The following is a 25558-nucleotide window of genomic DNA, read 5'->3' as shown; positions in this document are numbered from 1 at the left end:
CCGCGCGGCGAATTCGCAGGGCGTCCTGCTGCCGCGCTTGATGGGTACCTATGTCGTTTTCCGAACTCGGTCTGATTCCCGAATTGCTGCGCGCCGTTGAAGAAGCGGGCTACAGCGAGCCAACGCCAATCCAGCGTCAGGCGATCCCCGTTGTGCTGGAGGGTCGCGACGTCATGGGCGGCGCTCAGACCGGCACCGGCAAGACAGCGGGCTTCACGCTGCCCTTGCTGCACAAACTCTCGCGCTGGGCCAATACCAGCGCGTCGCCGGCCCGCCACCCGGTACGGGCGCTGATTCTTGCGCCGACCCGCGAACTGGCGATGCAGGTGCACGAATCGGTGCAAACCTACGCGAAATACCTCCCGCTCCGGGCCGCCTGTATCTACGGTGGCGTGGACATCAAACCGCAGCTCGATGAGCTGCGCCGCGGCGTGGAGGTCGTGGTAGCGACGCCGGGCCGGCTTCTCGACCACGTCGAGCAACGCAGCATTTCGCTCGGCCAGGTCGAATTCGTCGTGCTCGACGAAGCCGACCGCATGCTGGACATGGGCTTCATCCCGGACATCCGCCGCATCCTGGCGCTGCTTCCGTCGCAACGTCAGAGCCTGCTGTTCTCGGCCACCTTCTCGGACGAGATCAAGAAGCTCGCCGACTCGATGCTCAAGAGCCCGCAGCTGATCGAAGTCGCTCGCCGGAACATGGTCAGCGAGACGATCACGCACCGCGTGCACCCGGTTCCGGGCGCGGTAAAGCGCGATCTGCTGACCTGGCTGCTGCTTGAGGATGTGGCCGCGCCTCAAGTGCTGGTGTTCTGCAGCACGAAGCTCGCCTGCGCGCGCCTAGCCCGCCAGTTGCAGAAAGACGGCATCGCGGCCGATGCGATCCACGGCGACAAGAACCAGCAACAGCGAACCGAAGCGCTCGAAGGCTTCAAGAGCGGCGCGATCCGCGTGCTGGTAGCCACCGACGTCGCAGCGCGGGGACTCGATATCGATGACCTGCCCTGCGTCATCAACTACGAGCTGCCGCCCACCGCTGAAGACTACATCCACCGGATTGGTCGAACCGGCCGTGCGGGGAAGCAAGGCAATGCGATCTCGCTGGTGTCACCCGATGAGCACCTGCGCCTCACCGCGATTGAAAAGCTGATCAAGCTGAAGATCACGCAAGAGGTCGTGCCCGGCTTCGGCAGTGACGCCACGGCGGATTCGGCGCGCCGCATCCTGCGCAACCAGAACGCGGACCGTCGCGCCCACGCCTCGCCTGATCGCGAGCGGCCCCGCCACGCGGCGCCAGACACGCTCGAACGCAAGCCGAACCTTGCCGCCGATGGCTTTGATTTCAACCGCCCGTATGCCGAAAGCGAGTCGGCCCCGGTCGTGCCCGGAAAGGCCATCAGCCAGCCCAGCGCGCCACGCAAGGCAGGTCGTCCGATCCCTGTGCTGCTCGGCGGTAACGGGCGCTGAACTAACAGCGCATCGCAAAAGAAAAGGCGCCTTGCGGCGCCTTTTTCATTGGCTCAGCGACAATCAGCCAGCCATTTCCTTCACGTGGGCGATCACGTCCGCCACGGCCTGCTGTGCGCTGCCGTACAGCATGCGGCAGTTATCCTCGTAGAACAGGGCGTTCTCGATACCCGAGTAGCCCGCACCCTTGCCGCGCTTGATCACGATGACGTTCTGCGCCTTGTCGGCATCCAGAATCGGCATGCCGTAGATCGGGCTGGACTTGTCGGTACGCGCCACCGGGTTCACCACGTCGTTTGCACCAATCACCAGGGCGACGTCGGCGAGCGGGAATTCGGCGTTGATCTCTTCAAGGTCGAAGATCTTGTCGTACGGCACACCCGCTTCGGCGAGCAGCACGTTCATGTGCCCCGGCATGCGGCCGGCAACCGGGTGAATCGCGAACTTCACCTCGACGCCTTCCTTTTCGAGCAACTGGGCCATTTCCCAGACCTTGTGCTGCGCGCCAGCCACCGCCATGCCGTAGCCCGGCACAACAATCACCTTCTGCGCATAGCGCATCATTGCAGCCGCATCGAGGCCAGAGACTTCCTTCATCGAACCCGCGATCGTGCCGCCAGCCTGCGCTTCGCCAGTGATCGGCTGGAACAGGATGTTGGTGAGCGGACGGTTCATCGCCTTGGCCATCAACTGGGTCAGCAGCGTACCGGCTGCGCCCACGACGATACCGGCGATGATCAATGCCGGATTGCCCAGCACATAGCCTTCAAAGCCCACCGCGAGGCCCGTGAAAGCATTGAACAGCGAGATCACGACCGGCATGTCGGCACCACCGATCGGTAGCGTCAACACGGCGCCCAGCAGCAAGGCCAGTGCGAAGAACAGGATGATGTGCAAGGGCGACGGATGACCGCCCAACACGATCGCTACGCCAAAGCCGATCGTCACCAAGCCCAACACCACGTTCACCGCGTTCTGAGCCGGCAAACGGAACGCCTTCTGCATCACGCCCTGCAGCTTCGCCCAAGCAACGCAGGAACCTGAGAACGACACAGCACCGATCAGCGCACCCAAGGTTGCGAGCGTCGTGACGACCGGGCCGGTGACATGACCCCGCGCGAATTCCAGCGCGGCAATCGCTGCAGCAGCGCCACCGCCCATGCCGTTGTAGATGGCGACCATCTGCGGCATGTCGGTCATCTTGACGACCTTGCCGGACCACCATGCCAGCGAACCGCCGAGCGCCAATGCGACGACGATCAGCAGCATGTTCCGCATGTCCGGGGTCAGGAACGTCACCACGGTCGCCAGCACCATGCCGGCGCCCGCCCAGACGATGCCCTTGCGCGCCGAAACCGGCGAGGCCATCGCCTTGAGGCCCAGAATGAACAGGACCGCAACGACGAAGTACGAAATATTGATCAGCCAAGTTGCCCCGGTCATTTGGCCGCCTCCTTGCGGTCATCGCGCTTGAACATGGCGAGCATCCGTTCGGTTACCACGTAACCGCCGGCCGCATTCGCCGCGCCGAGCACCACGGCAACAAAACCGATTGCCAGTTGCAGCGGATCGTTCGGGTCAGCATTGCCGAGTGCCACCATCGCACCCACCAGCACCACGCCGTGCACAAAGTTGGACCCCGACATCAGCGGGGTATGCAGGATCACCGGCACGCGCGCGATGACCTCGTAGCCGGTAAATGCGGCCAGCATGAAGATGTAAATTGCCAGGAAGCCTTCCATTGCGGCGCTCCGTCAAAGTCCGAGAATCTTTTTCACGCCTTCGTGGCGTACCGCGCCGTCGTGCGTGAGACAGGTACCTGCGATCACCTCGTCGGTCCAGTCGATCGCCAGCGATCCATCCTTGATCATCGGCGAAACGAAGTTGTAGAGGTTCTTGGAGAACATCTCCGACGAGTGAGCGGCCATGCGGCTGGGCAGATTAGTCGGGCCGACGATCAGCGCGGGGCCAACCCGAACCGCCTCACCAGCCACGGTGCCAGCAACGTTGCCGCCCGATTCAGCCGCCATGTCGACCACGACAGCACCGGTCTTCATCTTCGCAACCATATCCGCGGAGATGATCTGCGGCGCCTTCTTGCCGGGGATCGCCGCAGTGGTGATCAGGGCGTCGCATTGCGCAACAGCCTTGCCAAGGCGCTCCGCCTGCTGACGCTTCTCGTCGTCGGTCAGTTCGCGGGCATAGCCGCCGGTACCCGCAGCAGATACGCCGGTATCGACGAACTTGGCGCCGAGGGATTCGATCTGCTCCTTGGTTTCCGGACGCACGTCGTAGGCTTCGACCATCGCACCCATGCGGCGCGCCGTCGCAATTGCCTGCAGACCCGCGACACCCGCACCGATGACGAGCACCTTTGCCGGCCGGATCGTGCCGGCCGCGTAGGTCAGCATCGGGAAGAACTTGGTGCAGTGGCTGGCGGCGATCAGTACGCACTGGTAGCCGGAACATGCCGCCTGCGATGAGAGGATATCCATGCTCTGCGCACGCGAGATACGCGGCAGCAGTTCCATCGCGAAGGTCGTGATCTTGCGCTCGGCAAACAGCCGGGCACGATCCGCGCTCTGGTAGGGTTGCAGGCCTGCAACCAACACGACACCCGGTTTGAGCTTGCCGATCAGTTCGTCGGAGGGCGGCTGGATTGCGAGCACCAAGTCCGCCGCGAGCACCTCGTCGACACCGTCTGCCCAGCGCACATCGGCGAAATCGCCCTCTGCGATGCTGGCAGCGTCGGCGGCGCCGCGTTGAACAACAAGCTCGACTCCGAGCGCCCTGAAACGTTTAGCCACCTCGGGGACCAGCGCAACGCGCCGTTCGCCGGTGACTCGCTCGGCCAAAACGCCGATCGTCAGTGCCATGAAGCCTCCTGGTCAGATGCTGCCCATGCAGGGCAATGGCGCATATGCGCCGGAGTTGCCGGAAGCCTCTGCCCGCAAACGGACGAGCGCAGCCATCGAGGGCGCGCCGAACGTTGGGGGGAGTGCTGCGGCAACGACGAGCCGGCATCATACTGACTGCTGCCGTAATCTGAGAAGCGGAACCGCGCGCGAGTCCGATTACCAATGAGTTGGATCAAACCGGAGCAGTACATGCCGATCAAGTCAAAACCAGTCACCCGCCCCCGAAAGAAGGCGCGCCCGGATTACCGGAGGAAGATTGGCCAGCCGCCAGGCGCACTGATTCACTTGGGCGACATCAAGACGCCCTCGCCCGCGATCACCTTGTTCGAGTACGACCGGACCGGATTCAAGGAATGTCGATTCGCATCGGTCGCTGAATCTCGCAGCTTTGAGCCGGCGCACGACGTGGTCTGGCTCAACGTGTACGGTCTTCAACAGCCCGAGGTGATGAGCGAGATCGGCCGGCGTTTTGCCCTACACCCTCTGACGCTGGAAGACATCCTGAACACCCATCAGCGCCCGAAGCTCGACGACTACGGGAGCTATCTGTTCTTTGTGGCACGCGCCTGGCGCACAGCCGAGGATAGTGGTGAGTTGGTGTCAGATCAGGTCAGCATCGTGCTAGGCGAGCGCTTCGTGCTGACTTTTCAGGAGAGGCCAGGCGGCCTCTTCGATCCAATTCGGGAGCGGTTACGGCAAGGTAGCGGCCCAGCACGTGAGCGCGGACCCGACTACCTTGCCTATTCCTTGCTCGATGCGGTGGTTGACCGCTACTTCAACGTGCTGGAATCGCTCGGGGGCCAGATCGACCAACTGGAAGACACCATCGATCAGCCGCGGGCGGCGCACTTGATCACGGCCATCAACCGCCTCAAACACGACACCCGCGAACTTCGGCGCACCGTTTGGCCGCTGCGGGAGGTCATCACCAGCCTGCAGCGGGTCGACGAGCGTTTCGTCAAACGCAGCACCGACATCTATCTGCGCGATGTCTATGACCATATCGTCCAGGTTGTCGAATCACTCGACAGCCTGCGCGACGCAACTGGCGACCTGCTCGATCTGCACATCTCACTCGACAGTCAGCGGCTGAATACCGAAGTACGCGCGTTGACGGTGGTATCGATGCTTTTCATGCCGGCAACGCTGATCAGCGGCATCTTCGGCATGAACTTCCAGACCATGCCGTGGTTGTCGCTGCCCAACGGCTTCTGGTTCGCGCTCAGTTTGATGCTGGGCATCGCCAGCATCATGGGCCTGATTTTTTGGCGTCGGCAGTGGCTACAGAACAGCTGAGTCTGTCGGCCATTTTTACAGTAACCGGCCGGGCATATTTCCCACTTGTGACAAATTCTTTGCAAACAAAGCGATGCGTGAATTTGTCACGTTCGGGCACGCTTCCTGCTGTCGTGGCAGTTGCGCCCATAAGGCGCAATCAACCCGACAACAGGAGCACCTAAGAATGACTTCAAGCAAGCTGTTCCGTGCGATTGCAGCAATTGGTTTCGGCGCTGCCGCCTCAATGGCCTACGCCGTTCCGATGTCCATCACGCCGAGCATCACCCCGCTGATCGCATCGGGCGCTCCGCCCGACAGCCCCGCCGCGCGCGTCGACCCCAACGAGCCGACTTCGCCCTTCTCCGGCGTCGTCAGCATCAACATCCGCTATAGCAACGGTGACAGCTTCATCTGTTCGGGTGCCATGATCGACCGCTGGCATGCGGTATCGGCCGGCCACTGCGTTGACTCCAACGGCAATGGATCGCTGATCAACATCAATCAGCCCGGAAACGATGTTCGCGTCGTGTTCAATGCGACGAGTGCGCCCGGCAGCGCCGGTCGCGCTGTGATCACGGCCAACAAGGTCGATATGCACCCGGATTACGCTGGTTTTGGCAATTGCCCGTCGGGCGTGCCTGGCTTCTGCGTGAACGACGATATCGCGATCATCCGCTTGTCCTCCCCTGCGCCTGACGAAGCGAAGACCTACAAGATCTACCGCGGCCCGGTCAGCGAAGGCACCCAGTTCACGATGGTCGGCTACGGCACCAGCGGTGACGGATGGGACGGCTACTATGTCAGCCCGGCGTTCCGCGTGAAGCGCAGCGGCAAGAACGTGTTCGACTTTGCAGAAACGAACGATGAAGCTGGCTTCAGCGCCGGTAGCTCGAAAGAAGTCTGGTACGCCGACTTTGACGGCACGCTGCGCGACGGCACCACGGTAGACACCTTCTGTGATCCGTCGGTACTCGGCGTCGCGGTGTGTGGCGCCAGCCTCGGCAACGACATTGAAGCCAACATCGGTGGCGGAGATTCGGGCGGCCCGTCCTTCGTGCTGGTGGACGGCGAGTACCAACTCGTCGCCAACAACACCTTCGGCTTCGCGATGGGGTATTCGCCGAAGGGCGGTTTCGGCGACGGCATGGGCGGCATCCTGCTTGACTCCTACCGCAACTGGATCGACAGCACCGCGGTACCGGAACCGGGTTCGCTCGCGCTGGCGGCCCTGGGTCTGGCTGGACTTGCCGGAGCACGTCGCCGTCGCCGCGGCTGATTCGCTCTTCCGCAAAAAGAAAACGCCCCGAAAGGGGCGTTTTCTTTTCCGACACGCGAAAGCGGCCGCTTCGATCAGGCCGCCTCAACGAGACGGATGATCGCCATCGAAATGTTGTCGCCGGTACCCCGCCCGCGTGCCCGCGCTGTGTCAATCAACCCACGCGCGGCCTGACGCGCAGGCTCATGGCAAACCGAGCGCGCCAGCTCCTGGTCGCTGCAATGCCCCCAGAGACCATCAGAGCAGAGCAGGAATCCGTCTCCCGCCTTGAGCCCCTCGACGCTGCACACTTCAATCTTCGGCTCGCGGTCGGCGCCCAGGCAAGAAAGCAGCAGATTGCGATGTGGATACGTTTCAGCATCCGCCTCCGATATCTGGCCGGTACGAACCAGTTCCGCCACCAGCGAATGGTCGTTGCTGCGAAGCGCGACCCCACCATCGCGGAAGTGATAGATGCGGGAGTCACCGCAATGGGCCCAATGCACCTTGCCGGGCTGCATCAGCAGCACGCACGCAGTGCTATGCGGATCCTGTTCGCTGGTGAAGCGCGTGAGTTTGATGACAACGTGCGCCTCTTCGATGATCGCCCGCAGCAGTTCTTCCGGCGATTCAGAGGCGGGCGAATAGGCTTCGAAGTTCTGCTTGGCCTTGATGACGACCTGCTCGGCAGCCATCGCGCCGCCCGTGTGCCCGCCCATTCCGTCCGCGAGCACCGCAAGCAGCATGCCGGGGCGCGAAGGATGCGGGAACAGGCCCACGCGGTCCTGCTGCTCCTTCCGGTCCCCTTGGTGCATCGCAACGACAGTATCGATAGTTAGGGCCACGTTTTTATCGCTATTAACACTTATGACAATTCTAGCGGTGTTTGTAGGCCACCGATAGCCTGATTCGGGAACACCATCGCCGTCGTACTGATTGGCTCAGCGTTCCAGAACATGGAAATGCTCGATCACCTGCTCGCACAGCTCGTTCATCTCATTGGCGCTGATCTCGAGCCGCTCAAGCAGCAAGCCTTCGTCGTACTCACCACTGGGCTCCGTCAGATCCATTTCGCGCGCATAGAGGTGCATGGACAACTGGAGAATACCCACCAGCATACTCGTCGGCCGCGAAGGGATACATCCCCCTTCATGGTGAAAACGTACCGCCTGAGCCACAAAATCAGGAAGGCGCCAGTGGCGCGCAAGCAGGAAGCCGATCACGGCGTGGTCACACGAGAAGGCTCGGTCCTCGGTCCGGATGTCGGCCCACTTGTTCACATACCCCTCAATGCCTGTGGTTCGGCAATAGGCCGGAAACCGTTGCATCAGGATCGGAACGCCACAGTCATGGAACATGCCCGCCAAGTAGGCCTGTTCGCCACTGACTCGTCTTGCACCGGGAAGGTGGGCAGCGATCAGCATCGCCAATTGGGCAATTGCGGTCGATCGCGCCCAAAAGCGCGCGAGAACCCGCGCATCGCCGGCCATCGCGCGCTGCACGCACAGCGCCTGGGCTAGGGCCAAGGTGCGCGGCAAACCGAGCAATAGAACGACCTGCTCCACCGTTTGCGGCGGCGAAGGGCGTGCGAACAGCGGCGAACGGGCCATGCGATAAAGTCCGGCCGTGAGCGCTGCGTCGCTGGCTATTACCTCCGACACATCCCTCATCTCGGGATTTTCGGTCAGAGCCAGCATTTGCAGCGCCTGCAAGGCGGCCGGCTGCGGCGGCAACTGCAAGCCACGCGCAAGCAACGCTTCGGGCTCGTCTTCCGCGGAGACAGTGAGTCCAACTGTGGTCATTCGGGGGTTAACGGCCCCAAGCAACGCAAGTTGAGCAAATTGCGCGGTCAGGTGCTCAAGGCTTCGTCCAGCCACTCGATCCAGTGTCGCACTGGCACGTCAGCCGCGCTCCCCAAGTGCGCGATACAACCAACGTTTGCGCTGGCGATACCTACCGGCTTACCCGCTGCGAGCGCTGCGAGCTTGTTGTCGCGAAGACTGGTGGCAATTTCAGGTTGGAGCAGCGAATACGAACCGGCCGAGCCGCAACAGAGATGTGCATCCGCAACAGGTGTCAGTTCGTAGCCGGCGCGCTGCAGCAATCCCTCCACCACGCCGCGGATCTGCAGGCCGTGCTGCAACGTGCAGGGTGAATGAAAGGCAATTGCACCTCGACCGCCCAACGCCCGCTTGACCAGGCATTCGTCCAACGCATGGGTCTCCCGCGCGATCAGTTCAGCAATGTCGAGCGTCTGCGCAACGACCTTTCCAGCTTGCGCAAGCATTGGTGCGTCGTCGCGGAACAGATGTCGATATTCGCGAACGAAACTACCGCAGCCCGAGGCCGTGATCACCACGCCCTCCACCTCGCCACGCTCAAGGGCCGGCTGCCATTGCTGAAGCAGACGCGATGCATCCTCCCGCCCGCCTTCATGGTCATTCAGATGACTACGCAGGGCACCGCAACAACCATCACGCCTGACTTCGATCAGCGAAATACCAATGCGATCCAACACTCGCGCGGCGGCGGCATTGACGTCCGGCGTCAGCGCGGGCTGCGCACAGCCCCCCAGCACCAACCACTTCCGGGCGTGCCGTGGGCTTGGCCAGACGCCGCGCGGCCGCGATGGCGCGAGTTTTGCGGCAAGCGTGGACGGCATCAGCGGGCGCAGCGCCCGGGCCACGCGATAGGCGGCGCCGAAGACAGCCGGTTGCGAAATCGTGTTCGCGAGCAACCAGCGCTTTACCTGCTGCGGCGCCGACCTGGGAGGCGCGAGGTTCTCGGCCCATTTGCGCCCAATATCCACCAAGCGGCCGTACTCCACGCCAGACGGACACGTCGTTTCGCAGGAGCGGCATGTCAGGCATCGATCGAGGTGCAGCTGCGTTCGGGCCGACACCGCCTCCCCCTCCAGCATCTGTTTGATCAGGTAGATGCGGCCGCGTGGGCTGTCGAGTTCGTCGCCCAAAAGTTGAAACGTCGGGCAGGTCGCAGTGCAAAAGCCGCAATGCACGCACTTGCGCAGAATGGCATCCGCCTCTGCGCCGTCTGCGGTGTCACGGATGAAATCAGCCAGCTTGGTCTGCATGACGGCCTCACCAGTCGGGGTACATGCGTGCGCGGTTGAAAACGCCAGCCGGATCAAAGGCCGCCTTCAGCCGACGATGCAATCCAAGCAAGGCGGGGCTCAAGCGGCCGAAAGGCACATCGCAGGACTCACCTTCGCCAGCGCGAAAGCACATCGCGCTGCCGTGCTGGCGGGCCACATGTTCGACCAGTGCCGCCCCCTCCTCCACTGGCGTACGCAACCACCGCAGGGCGCCACCCCATTCGATCAGGCCCGAATCGGCGGCACCAATCGTTTCCTCGCAACTCGGAACAGACAGTCGCCACAGCGGGCGGCTGCCCGCGAAGAAAGGATGCGTCTGTTCGCGCAGTGCGCGCCAGAACGCCTGCTGCGCGGCCGGCTCCAGAACCTCACCGCCGATCTTCTTGATGGCGGCCTCAACGGCCGATGCAGCGCCCGACAAGCGCACATGCAGCAAACCGTCCACCCAGCAGCTTGCGGACAACGGGAGGGGTTGCCCGCCCCACCGGTTCAGGCTGCGCAAGGCGTCCGCCTGGGTCATCGACAGCCGCACGGTACGCTCAGCGGCTGGCAGAGGCATCACCTTCAGCGACACGTCCAGCAACAGCCCCAAAGTGCCCATGGCGCCAGCCATCAGTCGCGATACATCGTAGCCGGCCACGTTCTTCATCACCTGGCCACCAAATCGCAGAATGTCGCCACGACCGTCCATCAAGGTGACGCCGAGCAGATGATCACGCACCGCACCGGCGCTGGCGCGGCGCGGACCGGACAAGCCCGCGGCCACCATCCCTCCGACCGTCGCCAGGCCAAAATGAGGCGGTTCGAACGCGAGCATCTGCCCCCGCTCCGCGAGGACCGCTTCCAGCTCAGCGAGTGGCGTTCCGGACCGCACGGTGACCACCAGTTCCGTTGGTTCGTAACTCCGAATGCCACTCCACACGCGCGTATCGAGGAGCTCACCCATCGGCGAGCGGCCGAGAAAGCGCTTGCTTCCGCCTCCCTGCAGTACCAAGGCATGCCCGCTGGCCGCCGCGCGGCGCACACGCGCCTGCCAGTCCGCGAGAACCGGGTCCAAGGGGTCGGCCATCAGAAGCGCTCCAATTCGGGGTACGGCAAGTTGCCGCCTTGCACATGCTGGCGGCCGCCCTCGGCGCAGCGGTTCAGCGTCGGGATCGCTTTGCCGGGGTTCAACAAACCAGCCGGATCAAAGGCCGCCTTCACGCGATGGAACATCCGCAACTCGTTCTCGCCAAACTGAACACACATCTGGTCGATCTTCTCGACGCCCACGCCATGCTCGCCCGTGATCGAACCGCCCAAGGCGACCGATCGTTCGAGGATCTCTGCGCCGAACGCTTCAGCCCGCGCCTGTTCGCCCGGTGCAGCGGCGTCAAACAGAATCAGCGGATGCAGGTTGCCGTCGCCAGCATGGAACACGTTGATGCAACGTAGCGCATAGCGGCGCTCCATCTCGGCAATCGCGTTGAGCATTTCGCCAAGCCGCTTGCGCGGGATCGTGCCGTCCATGCAGTAGTAGTCGGGCGAGATGCGGCCCGCCGCGGGAAAGGCGGCCTTGCGCCCCGCCCAGAACCGCAGACGCTCGGCCTCATCCCGCGAGATCCGGATCTCGCCAGCGCCGGCCCGCTGCAACACCTCGCTGACCCGAGCCACCTCCTCCGCCACTTCCTCGGGAGTGCCGTCACACTCCACAAGCAGGATCGCAGCCGCATCGAGCGGATAGCCAGCATGGACAAAATCCTCCACCGCCGCCGTGGCCGCCTGGTCCATCATCTCAAGGCCGGCGGGGATGATGCCCGCGGCGATGATCTCGGCGACCGCCTCCCCCGCAACCACGACGTCCGAGAACGCCGCCAACACGCATCGTGCGAGCTGCGGTGTTGGCAACAAGCGCACCGACACTTCGGTCGTCACGGCCAGCATCCCCTCGGAACCCGTCAGCAATGCAAGCAGGTCATAGCCCGGTGAGTCGAGCGCGTGGCTGCCAAACTCGACCACGTCGCCCGCCATCGTCACGCCCCTGACTCGCAGCACGTTATGCACGGTCAGGCCGTACTTTAGGCAATGCACGCCACCCGCGTTTTCTGCGACGTTGCCGCCAATCGTGCATGCAATCTGCGAGCTTGGGTCCGGCGCATAGTAGAGCCCGTATGGCGCTGCCGCCTCCGATATGGCCTTGTTACGCACGCCGGGCTGGACGACGGCAACCCGCGCAACGGGGTCAACGCGAACAATCTTGCGAAACTTCGCCATCGCCAGCAGCACGCCGAACGCATGCGGCATTGCGCCACCCGACAGGCTCGTGCCAGCCCCCCGCGCCACCACCGGCACCCCCATACGCTGGCAAATCTTGAGGATCTCAACAACCTGCGCCTCCGTCTCCGGCAGGGCAACCAGCATCGGCAATTGCCGCATCGCAGCCAGGCCGTCGCACTCCCAGGGTCGCAAGTCTTCCAGTTCACTCAGCAGACAAGTCGGCGGCAACACGGCGGCTAATGCCTGAAGCACCGCGTTTCGGTCTATGCCCGAAAAGTGGACGTCGGCCTCCCCCGGCGAAACATCGTTCACACTCGTTCCCATGTGCCGTCCCCAAAAGTGCTGCCCAAGTACCGCATGAGGGTCACCGCCAGCTGTACGCTGGGCGACCACGCCTCCGTCACCACCGATAACCCATTCATCCCTGCGGCCAACTTGTCGCTTATGTGCGGCCAAACCCCTAGCTCTCACCCCGTTTGAGAGCACATTGGCTGCTTGGATGACTCTACTGGATCAACGTCGGGAACGGACATCGTTCCCGCGCGCTGGTCGTTACGCGCGACCGTCCGAGAATATGGTCCCTCATAACCAGTACGTCGTCACCTGTGTTGGATGTGACTTCGCCTTGGCGAGCCTACTACTCGACCGCCCATTGCCGGCGCCACTGCCGCTGAATCGCCAGGGCTAAACCGACGCCGACCGACTCCTATCGAGCCAGTGGCCTGCGCCGCCGCGTCCGCCACGAAATGCGCCGCATCCGTGGGACCTAACGGCCAGCGAGTCAGTTGATGCAGCCCTCACCGCCTGAGTGCTGGCGCTTACGCTTTGGCCCGACTCACCATGCGTTCAGCCTTGGCTGAGTCCGCGCGAGGCCTCATTTCTGATTTCAATCAATGGAATTCAATTTCTTATTGCGAAACGTCGTTTCACGCATCACAATAGCCCTGCTGCTAACAAGGATGAAGGCAGCACTGATCAATCTCGTTTTCTGGAGACAGACATGGCCTCGACCGAACAAGTACAAAACCTCGTCGGAATGCTGGACGCCTACTTCGGCTGCGAAGGCTTCCACGTCAACATCAACGTGCTCAACCGCGACATGCTGATCGACGCCATGGAGAATCCGGAAAAGTACCCGCAGCTGACGATCCGCGTGTCCGGGTATGCGGTGAACTTCACCAAACTCACGCGCGAGCAGCAGCTCGACGTGATCAACCGTACGTTCCACTCGCACTGAGCGCGGACGATCGCGGGCGAGGCGCCCAACGCCGAACGCCCGCCTCCTCCTCAGAATCCCCCAGGGCCGGCGAGCGCCTATAATCGCGCGCTCGATTGACTGGGGGATTTTGATGGGACATCGCCTTTCGCGCATTGCCACCCGCACGGGTGACGATGGCACTACTGGCCTTGGAGACGGCAGTCGCGTCGCCAAGGATTGCCCGCGCATTCACGCGCTTGGCGAAGTAGACGAACTGAACTCGCTGCTTGGCGTGCTGCTGGCCGAGACACTGCCGGACGACGTCAGAACCTTGCTGGATCACGTCCAGCACGACCTGTTCGACCTTGGCGGAGAAGTTTGCATCCCCGGCTATACGATGGTCACTGAAGCACATGTGCTGCGGCTGGACGACGCCCTCGCCCACTACAACGCATCGCTTCCGCCACTCAAGGAGTTCATCCTGCCCGGCGGCTCCCGCGCTGCCTCGTTGGCGCATCTCGCTCGTACCGTTGCACGACGTGCCGAGCGCGCAATCGTCACACTTGCCCACCAGGAGAGCATTCACCCGCCGGTGCGTCAGTATCTGAACCGGCTCTCGGATTTACTCTTCGTGCTGGGGCGCCATCTGAACCGTTGCGCAGGTGGCAGCGACGTGCTTTGGAAGCGCGCAAAACCAGGCGAAGCCTGACAAAACAGAAGGGCCGCGATGCGGCCCTTGTCATTTCTGTTGCGGCAACTGGACGTAGGTCTCGTTCGGCTTCACAAGCCCGAGGTCGTAGCGGGCACGCTCCTCGATCGCTTCGTAGCCGGTTTTCAGATCCCGTACCTCGGCCTCAAGGCCCGCATTGCGCGCCTCAAGCTTGGCATTGCTCTCGCGTTGCGCCTGCACCTGCTGGTCAAGCTCTCTGACGCGGGTCCACCCCCCTTTGCCGAACCACAACGGGTACTGCAACACACCGAGCAGTGCGACAAGAATCAGGGCTGGCCACTTCATGTGGAACCGATCGTCATTAGAAGCTGAAAACGCGCGAATTCTATCGGAATATCAAAGAGAAAGGGCCGCTGAGCGGCCCTTTCCAGTGATTCGGCAACCGGCTTGCGCCGGCAGTCGATCAGCGATTACGCAGGTTGTAGAACGCCGACAGACCCGGGTAGAACGCGACATCGCCCAGATCTTCTTCGATGCGGAGGATCTGGTTGTACTTGGCGATACGATCCGAACGCGACAGCGAACCGGTCTTGATCTGGCCAGCGTTCAGGCCGACAGCGATGTCAGCGATGGTCGAATCTTCGGTTTCGCCCGAACGGTGCGAGATCACGGCGGTGTAGCCGGCGCGCTTGGCCATTTCGACGGCGGCAAAGGTCTCGGTCAGGGTACCGATCTGGTTCACCTTGATCAGGATCGAGTTGCAGATGCCCTTGTCGATACCTTCCTTCAGGATCTTGGTGTTGGTGACGAACAGATCGTCGCCCACCAGCTGAACCTTCTTGCCCAAGCGGTCGGTCAGCAGCTTCCAGCCTTCCCAGTCGCCTTCGGCCATGCCGTCTTCGATCGAGATGATCGGGAACTTGTCGACCAGGCCAGCAAGGAAATCAACGTTCTGAGCCGGGGTCAGCGACAGCTTCTCGCCTTCCATCTCGTACTTGCCGTTCTTGAAGTACTCGGAAGCGGCGCAGTCCAGACCCAGGACGATGTCCTTGCCAACCACGTAACCGGCCTTCTCGATCGCTTCAACGATCAGTTCCAGCGCTTCAACAGCACCAGAGACGTTCGGGGCGAAGCCGCCTTCGTCACCCACCGAGGTCGGGTAGCCCTTCTTGTCCAGGATCTTCTTGAGGTTGTGGAACACCTCAGCACCGTAGCGCAGCGCTTCCTTGAAGGTCGGCGCGCCGATCGGCAGGATCATGCATTCTTGGAAGTCCAGGCTGTTGTTCGCGTGGGCTCCGCCGTTGATGACGTTCATCATCGGCACCGGCAGGCTCATACCGCCCGAACCACCGAAGTAGCGATACAGCGGCAGACCGGCTTCTTCGGCAGCAGCACGGGCGACAGCCATCGACACGGCCAGCAGCGCGTTGGCGCCCAGGCGCGATTTGTTCTCGGTGCCGTCGAGGTCGATCATCGTCTTGTCGATGAAAGCCTGCTCTTCGGCGTCGAGGCCCACGAGCGCTTCGCAGATCTCGGTGTTGATGTTGTCGACAGCCTTCTGGACACCCTTGCCCAGGTAGCGAGCGGCGTCGCCGTCGCGCAGTTCGATCGCTTCGCGCGAACCGGTGGAGGCGCCCGACGGCACCGCTGCGCGGCCCATCACGCCAGATTCGAGCAGCACATCCGCTTCAACCGTGGGGTTGCCGCGCGAATCAAGGATCTCGCGGGCGACTACATCAACGATAGCACTCATGGTTTTTCCCTTTTCTCTATCAAGACTGTGCCGCCTATGGGGGCGGCATCCCTCTCACCCGCCGGAAAACCGGCGGTGCGGCGCCCGCTGACGGGGGAGTGTCCCGGACGCGCATGACCGATGAAACTTTTTAATTTTAAGCTGCCGAGTATGTCGGCGCTTTGACCGTGCGCAGACTTCAGCTTTCGAGATCGCCGAAAGCCAGGTCCGAAATCGGCTCCCACAGCGCGACCACCTTCAGATGCTCTGGATGCACAAAATAGGCTTCCAGCGCTTCACGACTGTCGAAGCCGGAGACCAGCACGTAGTCCCAACCGCACACGTCCGGCGTGGTATTGAACCCACACTGCCATGTGCGGATCTGCGGCACCTTGGTCGGCAGCGCGCTCATGGCCGCATGGGCTTCGCGGGCAGCGGTGGAATCGACCGCCACCCCCGGCCTGAGCTTCAGCAGGACGACGTGCGTGATCACAGTGTCGTTTCGATGAAGCCGTGACGCTTCACCAGCTGATCGATCTCCTTGAGCGTCGCCAGTAGCGCACGCATCTTCTGCAGCGGCCAGGCGTTCGGGCCATCGGACAGCGCCTTGGCCGGATCCGGATGGGTTTCCATGAACAGGCCCGAAATTCCGGTTGCAACAGCAGCACGCGCCAGCACCGGCACATGTTCCCGCTGGCCGCCGCTCTTGTCGCCTTGCCCGCCCGGCAATTGGACCGAGTGCGTTGCGTCAAACACAACCGGGCAGTTCGTTTCGCGCATGATCGCGAGCGAGCGCATATCGGAAACCAGGTTGTTGTAACCGAACGAGGCACCGCGCTCGCAGACGAGAATCGTGTCCGCGCCACCGGCTGCTTCCTTGGCCTTTGCGACGACGTTCTTCATGTCGCCGGGGGCAAGGAACTGGCCCTTCTTGATGTTTACCGGCTTGCCCGTCGCAGCAACGGCGCGGATGAAGTCGGTCTGACGGCACAGGAAAGCTGGCGTCTGCAGCACATCGACGTATTGCGCGACGATCGGGGCTTCCTGCTCGGTATGCACATCGGTGACGACTGGCACCTTCACCGTTTCACGCACCTCGGCGAGGATCTCGAGACCCTTCATCATGCCCAGGCCGCGGAAGCTATTGCCCGAGCTACGGTTGGCCTTGTCGAAAGACGATTTGTAGATGAACGGAATGCCCAGATCGGCGGTGATGCTCTTGAGCTCGGCCGCGGTATCGAGCGCCATCTGGCGGGATTCGATCACACACGGGCCGGCCATCAGGAAGAAGGGCTTGTCGAGACCGACTTCAAAACCGCAAAGATTCATCGTTGTTTCCTCGCTACCCGCCGCGCATGCATCTGCCATGGCAGTGGGCGAAAAAATGGCCGGCTTGAAGCCGGCCATGTGATTTTCGGCTTACCGCTTGGCCGCTTGCGCCAAGGCGGCGCGTACGTAAGCGGTGAAGAGCGGATGCCCCTGGCGCGGGTTGGAAGTGAATTCCGGATGGAACTGCACGCCCACGAACCACGGGTGATCCGGCAGTTCGATCATCTCACACAGGTCGGTACCAGGCGCGCGACCGGATACACGGAGACCCGCTTCTTCCAGCTTCGACAACAGGGTGTTGTTGACCTCGTAGCGATGGCGGTGACGCTCGACGACTTCCGGCTTGCCGTAGATCTCGCGGGCCAGCGTGCCTTCGCCGAGCAGGCAGGTCTGACCGCCCAGTCGCATCGTGCCGCCGAGGTCGGAATTTTCGTCGCGCTTTTCAACCTTGCCGGTGCGGTCCTGCCACTCGGTGATCAGACCGATCACCGGATACGGCGAGTTCTTGTCGAACTCGGTCGAGTGGGCGCCCGCCATGCCGGCCACGTCGCGAGCGAACTCAACGACGGCAAGCTGCATGCCGAGGCAGATCCCCAGATAGGGCACCTTGTTCTCGCGCGCAAAGCGGATCGCGGCGATCTTGCCCTCGGTACCACGGCGGCCAAAGCCACCCGGCACGAGGATCGCATCCATGCCGGACAGCACGCCGGTGCCATCCTTCTCGATCTGCTCGGAGTCGATGTAGTGGATGTTCACCTTGCTCAGCGTGTGCATGCCGGCATGCGACAGCGCTTCGGTGAGCGACTTGTAGGACTCGGTCAGATCGACGTACTTGCCGACGAAGGCCACGTTGACCGAATGCTCGGGGTTGTCACGTGCGAACACGAGCTTGTCCCACAGCGACAGATCTGCAGCGCGCGCAAGGATGGCGAGCTTGTGGCAGACAATCTCGTCGAGCATCTGGTTGTGCAGCATCGCCGGGATCTTGTAGATCGAATCGGCGTCCAGCACTTCGATGACCGCTTCCGGCATCACGTTGCAGAACAGTGCGATCTTGCGGCGCTCGTCGACCGGGATTTCACGGTCAGAACGGCACAACAGCACGTCCGGCTGGATGCCGATCTCGCGCAACTCCTTGACGGAATGCTGGGTCGGCTTGGTCTTCAGCTCACCGGCCGTCGCAATGTACGGCAGCAGCGTCAGATGCATGAAGCAGGTGTTGTTGCGGCCTTCTTCGATGCCCATCTGGCGGATGGCTTCGAGAAAGGGGAGCGACTCGATGTCACCCACGGTACCGCCGACTTCGATGATCGCCACGTCGGCGCCTTCAGCGCCGCGCTTGACGTAGCGCTTGATCTCGTCAGTGATGTGCGGGATGACCTGAACGGTCTTGCCCAGATACTCGCCGCGGCGTTCCTTCTTGATCACGGCGTCGTAGATCTGGCCGGTCGTGAAGTTGTTGCGCTTGGACATCTTCGCGCTGGTGAAGCGCTCGTAATGCCCGAGGTCGAGATCGGTCTCAGCGCCATCCTCGGTCACGAAAACTTCCCCGTGTTGGAACGGGCTCATCGTGCCTGGATCGACGTTGATGTAGGGATCGAGCTTGAGGTGGGTAACCCGGAGGCCGCGGGATTCGAGGATGGCCCCCAGCGAAGCAGCTGCAATGCCCTTGCCTAGCGAGGACACCACGCCGCCGGTGACGAAGACGTACTTGGTCATGGCGAAACGGGATGCTGGTAAAAAGAGATGATAGCGCATCCGGCCCGCCCCTCCAAACCGGACGTCGGCAGCCCCGCCGCGAAAGCCTCAGAGCGGCCGCCGCACCTCTTCGAGCAGCCAGCCCCGAAACCGCTGCACCAAGGGCAGTTCGGACGAGGCCGGCGTCGTGACGATCCAATAGCTCGATGGCAAGGGGCGCACGCGGTCGAACAGCTGAACCAAACGACCGGCGGCAAAATCGGTGATTGCGAGGCTGCGCCGCGTCAGCACCACGCCGGCGCCCTCAACGGCAGCTTGCAGCGCGAGGCTGGAGTCGTTGTAGGACAGCATCTTCGGGCGTGCCGACAAACTCAGCCCCTCCGCCGCAAACCAGTCGGGCCAATCCTCCCCGTGGCCATGCAATAGCTGAACATCGCGCAGATCGGCCGGCGCGCGGGGCAAGTCGCCACCTCTAAAGCCCGGACTCACTGCGACGAGCAACTCGTCAGCCATCAGGAACTCGCTCAAGAGCCCCGGGTAGCACCCGCCGCCGAAGCGGATCGCCACATCGACGCCTTCGGCCAGGAGATCCACCAAGGCTTCCGACGAGCGAATGTTCAGCTCGATATTGAGCTCTCGCTCAAGGAAGCGACCGATGCGTGGAGACAGCCACCGCGCAGCGAAGGACGGCATGGTTGTAACGGTGAGGCGACGCGGGTTTGTCCGGCGCCGCAGCGCGGCGGTGCGCTCTGCGATACTCAGCAACGCATCGTGGGCGGTCTCGGCGAGGGCGGCGCCCGCCGCCGTCAGCGCGACGCCGCGGCCCTTGCGCTCGAACAGCGCGACGCCAATCCACTCTTCCAGCGTCTTCACCTGCTGACTGACGGCACCGTGCGTCACCGACAGCTCTTCAGCCGCGGCTGTCAGGCTACCAAGGCGAGCGGCCGCCTCAAAAGCACGCAAAGCGCCAAGCGGCGGCAACGGAGGCAAGGCCGATCTGTTAGCTGATCTCATGGCTGAGTTAGAAAGTATCGGAGCACGGTTTTTCCTGAAACAGCAGACTTCGAACTACCGAATCGACGTTTCAGGAGCCCCCAGTCATGAAAGTCAATCTAACACAGACACAGTTGTCGCTTGAATCAGGAAGCGTGCTCTCACTCACCGACGCCGCAGGACTCGCGCTGCACTGCGAGGCCGGCCGCCTGTGGCTGACAACGCCCGACCAGCCCGGTGACCACATTCTCGACGCCGGCATGAGCTTCCCTGTTACCGGTCGCGGAAAGCTGGTGATCGAAGCGATGGGCGCGAGCCGTGTCTCGATGCAACGCCCGGCTCCTGCCGTCGCAAACCTTCTCCCCCAACCGCCCAGCCTGCAATGGGCAGAAAGCTGAGGACATCATGGCCTTCGAACTTTTCCTCGCGCCGGTTTTTGTCGTGGTGGTCGCGGCCGCGGCCGATGCGGTCATCCGTACGACGAAATACCGCCTCCCCCGCGCTGACCAGCCGCGCCCGCGCGCAGACTGAAGCAACCGCCCGGTCCAACGCCGGGCGGTTACAGCGCCCGCGCGATCAGCTCCTTCATGATCTCGTTGGTGCCGCCGTAGATCTTCTGCACCCGCGCGTCCGCCCAGAGCCGTGCAATCGGGTACTCGCTCATGTAACCGTAGCCGCCGAAGAACTGCAGGCACTCATCCAGCACCTTGCATTGCTGCTCGGAACACCAGCTCTTGGCCATGTAAGCCGCGGTGGCATCGAGCCGGCCGTCGAGCAGGCGCTGGATGCAATCGTTCACGAAGACGCGCATCACATGCGCAGTGGTGGCGCATTCGGCGAGCTTGTGGCGGGTGTTCTGGAAATCGAACACCGTCTGGCCGAAGGCCTTGCGCGCCTTGGTGTAGTCGAGCGTCAGTTCCAGCGCACGCTCGATCACCGCAATCGCCAGCACCGCGAGCAGCATCCGTTCGTAGGGCAGCTGGCTCATCAGCTGCGCAAAGGCCTGCCCCTCGGCGCCACCCAGAAGGTTGGCCGCCGGCACGCGGACATCGTCGAAGAACAGCTCGGCGGTATCCGAACCCTTCTGGCCGATCTTGTCGAGGATGCGGCCGACGCGGAAACCCGCCAGCCCCTCAGTTTCGAGGACGATCAGCGACAGCCCCTTGCCGCCCTTCTCGGCGCTGGTGCGCACGACAACCACCAGCAAATGCGCGGTAGCGCCGTTGGTGATGAAGGTCTTGGCGCCGTTGATCACGTAGCCGTCACCTTCGCGCACCGCCCGGGTGCGAATGCCCTGCAGGTCGCTGCCCGCATCCGGCTCGGTCATCGCGATACCGGCCAGCAGCTCGCCGCGCGCCATCTTCGGTAGCCAGCGCCGCTTCTGCTCGTCGGTGCCGTAGTCGAGGATGTAGTGCGCCGCGATGGTGTGCACCGAAGTGCTGACTGGCACTTCGGTGCGGCCCAGCTCTTCGACCATCACCAGCTGATGGGCGAGGTTGCCCCCGGCGCCGCCCCATTCCTCAGCCAGCTCGGGCAGCAGCATCCCCATCTCGCCGACCTTGCGCCAGACCTCGCGGTCGACAAAACCCTGCTTACGCCAGCGCTCGCAGTGCGGCGCAAGCTCGCCCTCAATGAAGCGGCGCGCGGCGTCGCGGAACATCGCGATGTCCTCGGTCATCCAGGGCAAGCGCGTGGTTTGCAGCGGGATCATGCGGCGTTCTCCGGGAGTTGTTCGATGACGCGGGCGGCGAGTAGCGCGTCGAGATCGGCGTCGGAGAACCCGAACGCGCGCAGCAGTTCCACAGTGTGTTCGCCGGCCAACGGCGGCTCGCTTCGCACCGAGGCGGGCGTGGCCGAGAGGCGCGGCGCGGGCGCCGGCTGGCGGATGCCGGCCACTTCGATGAAGGCCTCCCGCGCCTGCAAGTGCGGGTGCTCAGGCGCCTCGTCCATGTCGAGCACCGGCGCGATGCAGGCGTCGGAATCTGCAAACATCGCAGTCCAATGATCTCTCGTCTGGCCGGCGAAGATCGCCGCAAGGCGCTCACGCATCCCCGGCCAGTGCGCTGCGGTGTATTGCTCCAGCACCGGAAAGTCGGGGTCGTCCCCCAGGCCCAGCGCCTGCAGCATCAGCGCGTAGAACTGCGGCTCAAGCGGCGCGACCGACAGCCACTTGCCGTCCGCGCAGGCATAGACGTCGTAGAACGGCGCAGTGGAATCGAGGATGTGCTCGATGCCCGGATAGCGCTCGCGCTTGGCATGGACGTTGTAGAGACCATGTGCGAGCAGCGCGGCACCTTCGGTCATCGCGGCGTCGATCACCTGCCCGCGGCCGCTGTGGCGCGCTTCGAGCAGCGCGCAGGCGATGCCGAACGCGAGCATCATGCCGCCACCGCCCATGTCGCCCAGCAGCGAAGGCGGCGCCCAGGGCGCGCCGCCGTGCCAGCGGCCGGCGTCCAGCGCGCCGGAGAGCGCGGCGTAGTTCAGGTCGTGTCCGGCGCGCGGTGCCAGCGGGCCGGTCTGGCCCCAGCCGGTCATCCGTGCGTAGATCAACCTCGGATTGCGGGCCGCGCAGACGTCCGGGCCCAACCCGAGCCGCTCCATCACGCCGGGGCGAAAGCCTTCAATCAGCACATCGGCCTGTTCCAGCAGCCTGAGCACCACCTCGGCCGCGCCCGGGGCCTTCAGGTCGATGCCCAGCGAGCGCTTGCCGCGGTTAGCGACGGTCTCGCGCCCACCGCCGAAGAGCTGGCGCGCCAAAGTGCCACCGCTGCGTTCGAGCAGCGCCACGTCGGCCCCCATGTCTGCCAGCAACATGCCGCAGAACGGCGCAGGGCCGATGCCGCCAATCTCGATGACGCGCACGCCGGCCAGCGGGCCGGTACTCGGGTTCATTCGGACTCCTTCAGGAACAGTTGCGCCAGCGTATCGACCAGCGCGTCGATGGTGTCGCCGCGGTCGGGGCGGAACCATTGCACCGCCCAGTTCATCGCGCCCATCAGGGCCATGCGCGAAAGGCGCGGCGATTCGGCGCTGCACCAGCAGCCAGCGGCGATCAACGCATCGATCTGCGCTTCCCACATCGCTTCGTAATCGCGACGAAGCTGCCGCACATGGCGCTCGGCGGCCGAAGGCAGCGCGCGGGTCTCGTAGAGCATCACCGTCATGTGGTCGGCATCGCGGTCGAGGATGCCCTCCAGATGCCGCTGCGCCATCTGCCGGAAGGCCGCGACCGGGCCACCGCTCGCCTGCGCCGCCGACACCGCGGCGTGCACATCGGCCATGCCCTCCTCCATCACCGCGACGAGGATCTCCTCCTTGTTGCGGAAGAAGTAGAACAGGCTGCCGGACTGCATGCCCGCGGCCTCGGCCAGCTCGCGCACAGTCGCCGCACGGAAGCCCTTCTCGCGGAACAGCCGCGCCGCCGAGCGCACGATGCGGGTGCGACCGTTGTCCGGCCCCGGTGGCGCCTTCGGGCGGCCCGGCTTGCGCGGCGTAGCGGGTTCAGCGGAAGGCTTCGCCACGGGCAGCCTTTTCGCGTAGCAGTGCCGGCGGCGCAAAGCGTTCGCCGTAGCGCGCTGCCAGCTGTTCGGCGCGCGTGCAGAAGGCCGCCACGCCGGTCGCGTTGATGAACTGGATCACCCCGCCAGTCCAGGCCGGGAAGCCGATGCCGAAGATCGAGCCGACATTGGCCTCGGTGATCGACTCGAGCACGCCCACCTCCAGGCAGCGCACGGATTCGATCGCCTGGATGAAGAGGATGCGGTCGCGCACATCGTCCAGCGGCACCGCCTCCGGCCGCACCGGGAACGCTTCGCCCAGCCCCGGCCACAGCGCCTTGGGCTGATCGGCGGGGTAGTCGTAGAAGCCCGCCCCCGCGCTGCGGCCGCTGCGGCCTGCTTCGGCCAAGCGCCGCACTACATCCAGCGCCGAGGGTGGTGTGTAGGGCAGGCCCGCCTCGGCGCAATCGCGTGCGGCCTGATCCGCGACGGCGAGGATCAGCGACAGCGTCACTTCGTCCATCACCGCCAACGGCCCGACCGGCATGCCCGCCTGCTGCGCAAGGTTCTCGATCACCGCCGCTGGCACGCCATCCGCCAGCAGCGCCGCGCCCTCGTTGGTGAAGGTGCCGAACACCCGGCTGGTGAAGAAGCCGCGCGAGTCGTTCACCACGATCGGCGTCTTGCCGATCTGCTGCACGAAGTCACAGGCCTTCGCGAGCGTCTCGGGCGAGGTGCGCGCGCCCTTGATGATTTCGACCAGCTGCATCTTGTCGACTGGCGAGAAGAAATGCAGGCCGATGAAACGCGCCGGGTCGGCCGAGGCTTCGGCCAGCCCGGTGATCGGCAGGGTTGAGGTGTTCGATGCAAACACGCCACCGGGCGCGAGCATCGGCTCGGCTTCGCGGGTTACGGTGTTCTTCAGGGCGCGTTGCTCGAACACCGCCTCGATGATCAGGTCGCAGCCGTCCAGCGCGGCGATATCGGCTGCCGGGGTGATGCGTGCCAGCGTCGCGTCGCGCTTCTCCGGCGTCGTGGCGCCGCGGGCGAGGCGCTTGTCGAGCAACTTGCGCGAGTAGTCCTTGCCCTTCTCGGCGCGCTCGATCGTGACATCGCGCAGCACCGTGTCGATGCCGCGACTTGCCGCCGCCCACGCGATGCCGGCGCCCATCATGCCCGCGCCGAGCACGCCCACTCTCTTCGCCTGCCAGGCGGGCACGCCCAGCGGTCGGTGCGCGCCGCGCTTGATCTCATTCAGCCCGAACCACAGGGCGCCGATCGTGTTCTTGGCGATCTGGCCGGTCGCCAGCTCGACGAAGTAGCGGGTTTCGATGCGCAGCGCGGTGTCGATGTCTACCCGCGTCGAATCCACCGCTGCCGCGAGTGCGGCTTCGGGCGCCGGGTAGCAGCCGCGGGTCTTCGCACGCAGCGCGGCAGGCGCCACCGAAATCATCTGAGCGGTCTTCGGGTTCTCCGCCCCGCCGCCGGGGATCCGGTAGCCCTCCGTGTCCCAAGGCTGTTGCGCAACGGGCGACTCAGCGATGAGCGCACGCGCAGCCGCGACCAAGTCCTCGCCCGGCGGCACCACGCGCTGCACCAGCCCGGCCGAAAACGCCTCGGCCGGGCGAAAGCGCTTGCCCTCCAGCAGGTAGGGCGCAGCGCGGTAAAGCCCGAGCAGCCGCACCATGCGCACCACGCCGCCGGCACCGGGCAATAGACCCAGCGTGACTTCGGGCAGGCCCAGCTCGATCCGCGCGTCGTCCGTGCAGATGCGCTGATGCGCGCAGAGCGCCAGCTCCCAGCCACCGCCCAGCGCGGCACCGTTGATCGCCGCCACCACCGGCCGGCCAATACGTTCGAGCCGGCGCATCGCATGCTTCAACGCTTCGACCGCTGCGAACACCCGCGGCGCGTCGTCGCGCCGGTAGCCGATCAGCTCTTCAAGGTCGCCGCCGGCGAAGAAGGTCTTCTTGGCCGAGGTCAGGATGATGCCGGTGGTCGTCTCGCGCCCGGCTTCGAGCTGTGCGACAAGTTCGACGAAATCCGCCTGGAAGTGGGCGTTCATCGTGTTCGCGCCCTGCCCCGGCATATCCATGGTGACCACGACAATGCCGTCTTCGCCCCGCTCGAGCCGGAAACTCTGCAGATTCGTCATG

25 protein-coding genes are annotated in these 25558 nt (G+C 63.9%); 7 read left to right on the top strand and 18 right to left on the bottom strand.

Features of this window, described 5'->3' with window-relative positions; translation table 11 throughout:
- Positions 1-50: 50 nt before the first annotated feature.
- Entirely contained in the window at positions 51-1466 is a 1416-nt protein-coding gene (locus tag JY500_RS09590) for a DEAD/DEAH box helicase (RefSeq protein WP_206256186.1), read from the top strand.
- Between the two features lie 63 nt (positions 1467-1529).
- Here JY500_RS09590 and JY500_RS09585 read toward each other — a convergent pair whose 3' ends face one another.
- From JY500_RS09585 to JY500_RS09575, 3 genes are read right to left on the bottom strand one after another with little or no spacing between them, the layout of a single operon-like run.
- On the bottom strand, positions 1530-2909 hold the full coding sequence (locus JY500_RS09585) for an NAD(P)(+) transhydrogenase (Re/Si-specific) subunit beta (RefSeq protein ID WP_172199147.1): 1380 nt from the start codon (positions 2907-2909) through the stop codon (positions 1530-1532).
- Positions 2906-3208 (bottom strand): NAD(P) transhydrogenase subunit alpha part 2, encoded by a 303-nt coding sequence (locus tag JY500_RS09580; RefSeq protein ID WP_172199144.1) that lies wholly within the window; start codon positions 3206-3208, stop codon positions 2906-2908. The genes JY500_RS09585 and JY500_RS09580 overlap by 4 nt, the downstream gene beginning before the upstream one ends.
- A 12-nt stretch (positions 3209-3220) precedes the next feature.
- Entirely contained in the window at positions 3221-4342 is a 1122-nt protein-coding gene (locus JY500_RS09575; RefSeq protein WP_206256185.1) for an NAD(P) transhydrogenase subunit alpha, read from the bottom strand.
- Between the two features lie 231 nt (positions 4343-4573).
- Here JY500_RS09575 and corA point away from each other — a divergent pair, with 231 nt between their 5' ends.
- On the top strand, positions 4574-5680 hold the full coding sequence (gene corA / locus JY500_RS09570) for a magnesium/cobalt transporter CorA (RefSeq protein ID WP_172199138.1): 1107 nt from the start codon (positions 4574-4576) through the stop codon (positions 5678-5680).
- A 166-nt stretch (positions 5681-5846) separates the two neighbouring features.
- A complete protein-coding gene (locus JY500_RS09565; protein WP_206256184.1) occupies positions 5847-6938 on the top strand; it encodes a trypsin-like serine protease in 1092 nt (363 codons plus the stop codon).
- Positions 6939-7012: 74 nt separating this feature from the next.
- Here JY500_RS09565 and JY500_RS09560 read toward each other — a convergent pair whose 3' ends face one another.
- From JY500_RS09560 to JY500_RS09540, 5 genes are all read right to left on the bottom strand, one after another.
- Positions 7013-7762 (bottom strand): PP2C family protein-serine/threonine phosphatase, encoded by a 750-nt coding sequence (locus JY500_RS09560; protein WP_172199132.1) that lies wholly within the window; start codon positions 7760-7762, stop codon positions 7013-7015.
- Between the two features lie 96 nt (positions 7763-7858).
- Positions 7859-8719, bottom strand: a complete 861-nt coding sequence (locus JY500_RS09555; RefSeq protein WP_172199129.1) for an HDOD domain-containing protein — start codon at positions 8717-8719, stop codon at positions 7859-7861.
- Positions 8720-8766: 47 nt separating this feature from the next.
- The gene (gene glcF / locus JY500_RS09550) at positions 8767-10008 is read right to left on the bottom strand and encodes a glycolate oxidase subunit GlcF (RefSeq protein ID WP_206256183.1); all 1242 of its coding nucleotides are present in this window, start codon (positions 10006-10008) and stop codon (positions 8767-8769) included.
- 7 nt (positions 10009-10015) lie between these two features.
- Entirely contained in the window at positions 10016-11098 is a 1083-nt protein-coding gene (gene glcE / locus JY500_RS09545) for a glycolate oxidase subunit GlcE (protein WP_206256182.1), read from the bottom strand.
- On the bottom strand, positions 11098-12609 hold the full coding sequence (locus JY500_RS09540; protein ID WP_206256181.1) for an FAD-linked oxidase C-terminal domain-containing protein: 1512 nt from the start codon (positions 12607-12609) through the stop codon (positions 11098-11100). Before JY500_RS09540 ends, glcE begins: the two co-directional genes overlap by 1 nt.
- A gap of 484 nt (positions 12610-13093) precedes the next feature.
- On the opposite strand from JY500_RS09540, the gene JY500_RS22315 reads away from it, so the two are divergent.
- Positions 13094-13522, top strand: a complete 429-nt coding sequence (locus JY500_RS22315; RefSeq protein WP_281391256.1) for a glycine radical domain-containing protein — start codon at positions 13094-13096, stop codon at positions 13520-13522.
- 112 nt (positions 13523-13634) lie between these two features.
- The gene (locus JY500_RS09530; protein ID WP_172202951.1) at positions 13635-14192 is read left to right on the top strand and encodes a cob(I)yrinic acid a,c-diamide adenosyltransferase; all 558 of its coding nucleotides are present in this window, start codon (positions 13635-13637) and stop codon (positions 14190-14192) included.
- A gap of 30 nt (positions 14193-14222) precedes the next feature.
- On the opposite strand, the gene ftsB is transcribed toward JY500_RS09530, so the two are convergent.
- The 6 genes from ftsB to gcvA all read right to left on the bottom strand — a co-directional run bounded on the left by ftsB (position 14223) and on the right by gcvA (position 19902).
- Positions 14223-14498 carry a cell division protein FtsB gene (gene ftsB, locus JY500_RS09525; protein ID WP_172202952.1) on the bottom strand — a complete coding sequence of 92 codons (276 nt, stop codon included), beginning with the start codon at positions 14496-14498 and terminating at the stop codon, positions 14223-14225.
- Between the two features lie 118 nt (positions 14499-14616).
- Positions 14617-15906 carry a phosphopyruvate hydratase gene (gene eno, locus JY500_RS09520; protein ID WP_172202953.1) on the bottom strand — a complete coding sequence of 430 codons (1290 nt, stop codon included), beginning with the start codon at positions 15904-15906 and terminating at the stop codon, positions 14617-14619.
- Between the two features lie 178 nt (positions 15907-16084).
- Entirely contained in the window at positions 16085-16378 is a 294-nt protein-coding gene (locus tag JY500_RS09515) for a Dabb family protein (RefSeq protein ID WP_172202954.1), read from the bottom strand.
- A complete protein-coding gene (kdsA, locus tag JY500_RS09510; RefSeq protein ID WP_172202955.1) occupies positions 16375-17214 on the bottom strand; it encodes a 3-deoxy-8-phosphooctulonate synthase in 840 nt (279 codons plus the stop codon). The genes JY500_RS09515 and kdsA overlap by 4 nt, the downstream gene beginning before the upstream one ends.
- Positions 17215-17304: 90 nt before the next feature.
- Positions 17305-18933: a CTP synthase gene (pyrG, locus tag JY500_RS09505; protein WP_172202956.1), complete on the bottom strand. Its 1629-nt coding sequence runs from the start codon at positions 18931-18933 to the stop codon at positions 17305-17307.
- Between the two features lie 87 nt (positions 18934-19020).
- Positions 19021-19902: a transcriptional regulator GcvA gene (gcvA, locus tag JY500_RS09500; protein WP_281391255.1), complete on the bottom strand. Its 882-nt coding sequence runs from the start codon at positions 19900-19902 to the stop codon at positions 19021-19023.
- Between the two features lie 110 nt (positions 19903-20012).
- On the opposite strand from gcvA, the gene JY500_RS09495 reads away from it, so the two are divergent.
- Entirely contained in the window at positions 20013-20303 is a 291-nt protein-coding gene (locus tag JY500_RS09495) for a DUF2917 domain-containing protein (protein ID WP_206256178.1), read from the top strand.
- Positions 20304-20310: 7 nt separating this feature from the next.
- Positions 20311-20436: a hypothetical protein gene (locus tag JY500_RS22310; RefSeq protein ID WP_256378349.1), complete on the top strand. Its 126-nt coding sequence runs from the start codon at positions 20311-20313 to the stop codon at positions 20434-20436.
- Positions 20437-20464: 28 nt separating this feature from the next.
- Here JY500_RS22310 and JY500_RS09490 read toward each other — a convergent pair whose 3' ends face one another.
- Genes JY500_RS09490 through JY500_RS09475 form a run of 4 tightly spaced genes read right to left on the bottom strand, consistent with a single transcriptional unit; the run spans position 20465 to position 25557 of the window.
- Positions 20465-21616 carry an acyl-CoA dehydrogenase family protein gene (locus tag JY500_RS09490; protein ID WP_206256177.1) on the bottom strand — a complete coding sequence of 384 codons (1152 nt, stop codon included), beginning with the start codon at positions 21614-21616 and terminating at the stop codon, positions 20465-20467.
- Positions 21613-22797 carry a CaiB/BaiF CoA transferase family protein gene (locus JY500_RS09485; protein ID WP_206256176.1) on the bottom strand — a complete coding sequence of 395 codons (1185 nt, stop codon included), beginning with the start codon at positions 22795-22797 and terminating at the stop codon, positions 21613-21615. The genes JY500_RS09490 and JY500_RS09485 overlap by 4 nt, the downstream gene beginning before the upstream one ends.
- Positions 22794-23426 (bottom strand): TetR/AcrR family transcriptional regulator, encoded by a 633-nt coding sequence (locus JY500_RS09480; RefSeq protein ID WP_206256175.1) that lies wholly within the window; start codon positions 23424-23426, stop codon positions 22794-22796. Before JY500_RS09480 ends, JY500_RS09485 begins: the two co-directional genes overlap by 4 nt.
- Positions 23407-25557, bottom strand: coding sequence for a 3-hydroxyacyl-CoA dehydrogenase NAD-binding domain-containing protein (locus JY500_RS09475; protein WP_206256174.1), 2151 nt, complete (start codon positions 25555-25557; stop codon positions 23407-23409). Before JY500_RS09475 ends, JY500_RS09480 begins: the two co-directional genes overlap by 20 nt.
- Position 25558 lies beyond the last annotated feature (1 nt).

The organism is Niveibacterium microcysteis (assembly GCF_017161445.1).
Lineage (GTDB): Bacteria > Pseudomonadota > Gammaproteobacteria > Burkholderiales > Rhodocyclaceae > Niveibacterium > Niveibacterium microcysteis.
The sequence above is the reverse complement of the archived record's forward strand: the minus strand, read 5'-3'. Positions and strand labels throughout refer to the sequence as shown.

Excerpts from the sequence above, each read along its gene's own strand:
- JY500_RS09590 (WP_206256186.1), top strand. The coding sequence starts at position 51 with ATGTCGTTTTCCGAACTCGGTCTGATTCCCGAATTGCTGCGCGCCGTT.
- JY500_RS09585 (WP_172199147.1), bottom strand. The coding sequence starts at position 2,909 with ATGACCGGGGCAACTTGGCTGATCAATATTTCGTACTTCGTCGTTGCG.
- JY500_RS09580 (WP_172199144.1), bottom strand. The coding sequence starts at position 3,208 with ATGGAAGGCTTCCTGGCAATTTACATCTTCATGCTGGCCGCATTTACC.
- JY500_RS09575 (WP_206256185.1), bottom strand. The coding sequence starts at position 4,342 with ATGGCACTGACGATCGGCGTTTTGGCCGAGCGAGTCACCGGCGAACGG.
- corA (WP_172199138.1), top strand. The coding sequence starts at position 4,574 with ATGCCGATCAAGTCAAAACCAGTCACCCGCCCCCGAAAGAAGGCGCGC.
- JY500_RS09565 (WP_206256184.1), top strand. The coding sequence starts at position 5,847 with ATGACTTCAAGCAAGCTGTTCCGTGCGATTGCAGCAATTGGTTTCGGC.
- JY500_RS09555 (WP_172199129.1), bottom strand. The coding sequence starts at position 8,719 with ATGACCACAGTTGGACTCACTGTCTCCGCGGAAGACGAGCCCGAAGCG.
- glcF (WP_206256183.1), bottom strand. The coding sequence starts at position 10,008 with ATGCAGACCAAGCTGGCTGATTTCATCCGTGACACCGCAGACGGCGCA.
- glcE (WP_206256182.1), bottom strand. The coding sequence starts at position 11,098 with ATGGCCGACCCCTTGGACCCGGTTCTCGCGGACTGGCAGGCGCGTGTG.
- JY500_RS09540 (WP_206256181.1), bottom strand. The coding sequence starts at position 12,609 with ATGGGAACGAGTGTGAACGATGTTTCGCCGGGGGAGGCCGACGTCCAC.
- JY500_RS09530 (WP_172202951.1), top strand. The coding sequence starts at position 13,635 with ATGGGACATCGCCTTTCGCGCATTGCCACCCGCACGGGTGACGATGGC.
- ftsB (WP_172202952.1), bottom strand. The coding sequence starts at position 14,498 with ATGAAGTGGCCAGCCCTGATTCTTGTCGCACTGCTCGGTGTGTTGCAG.
- eno (WP_172202953.1), bottom strand. The coding sequence starts at position 15,906 with ATGAGTGCTATCGTTGATGTAGTCGCCCGCGAGATCCTTGATTCGCGC.
- kdsA (WP_172202955.1), bottom strand. The coding sequence starts at position 17,214 with ATGAATCTTTGCGGTTTTGAAGTCGGTCTCGACAAGCCCTTCTTCCTG.
- pyrG (WP_172202956.1), bottom strand. The coding sequence starts at position 18,933 with ATGACCAAGTACGTCTTCGTCACCGGCGGCGTGGTGTCCTCGCTAGGC.
- JY500_RS09495 (WP_206256178.1), top strand. The coding sequence starts at position 20,013 with ATGAAAGTCAATCTAACACAGACACAGTTGTCGCTTGAATCAGGAAGC.
- JY500_RS22310 (WP_256378349.1), top strand. The coding sequence starts at position 20,311 with ATGGCCTTCGAACTTTTCCTCGCGCCGGTTTTTGTCGTGGTGGTCGCG.
- JY500_RS09490 (WP_206256177.1), bottom strand. The coding sequence starts at position 21,616 with ATGATCCCGCTGCAAACCACGCGCTTGCCCTGGATGACCGAGGACATC.
- JY500_RS09485 (WP_206256176.1), bottom strand. The coding sequence starts at position 22,797 with ATGAACCCGAGTACCGGCCCGCTGGCCGGCGTGCGCGTCATCGAGATT.
- JY500_RS09475 (WP_206256174.1), bottom strand. The coding sequence starts at position 25,557 with ATGACGAATCTGCAGAGTTTCCGGCTCGAGCGGGGCGAAGACGGCATT.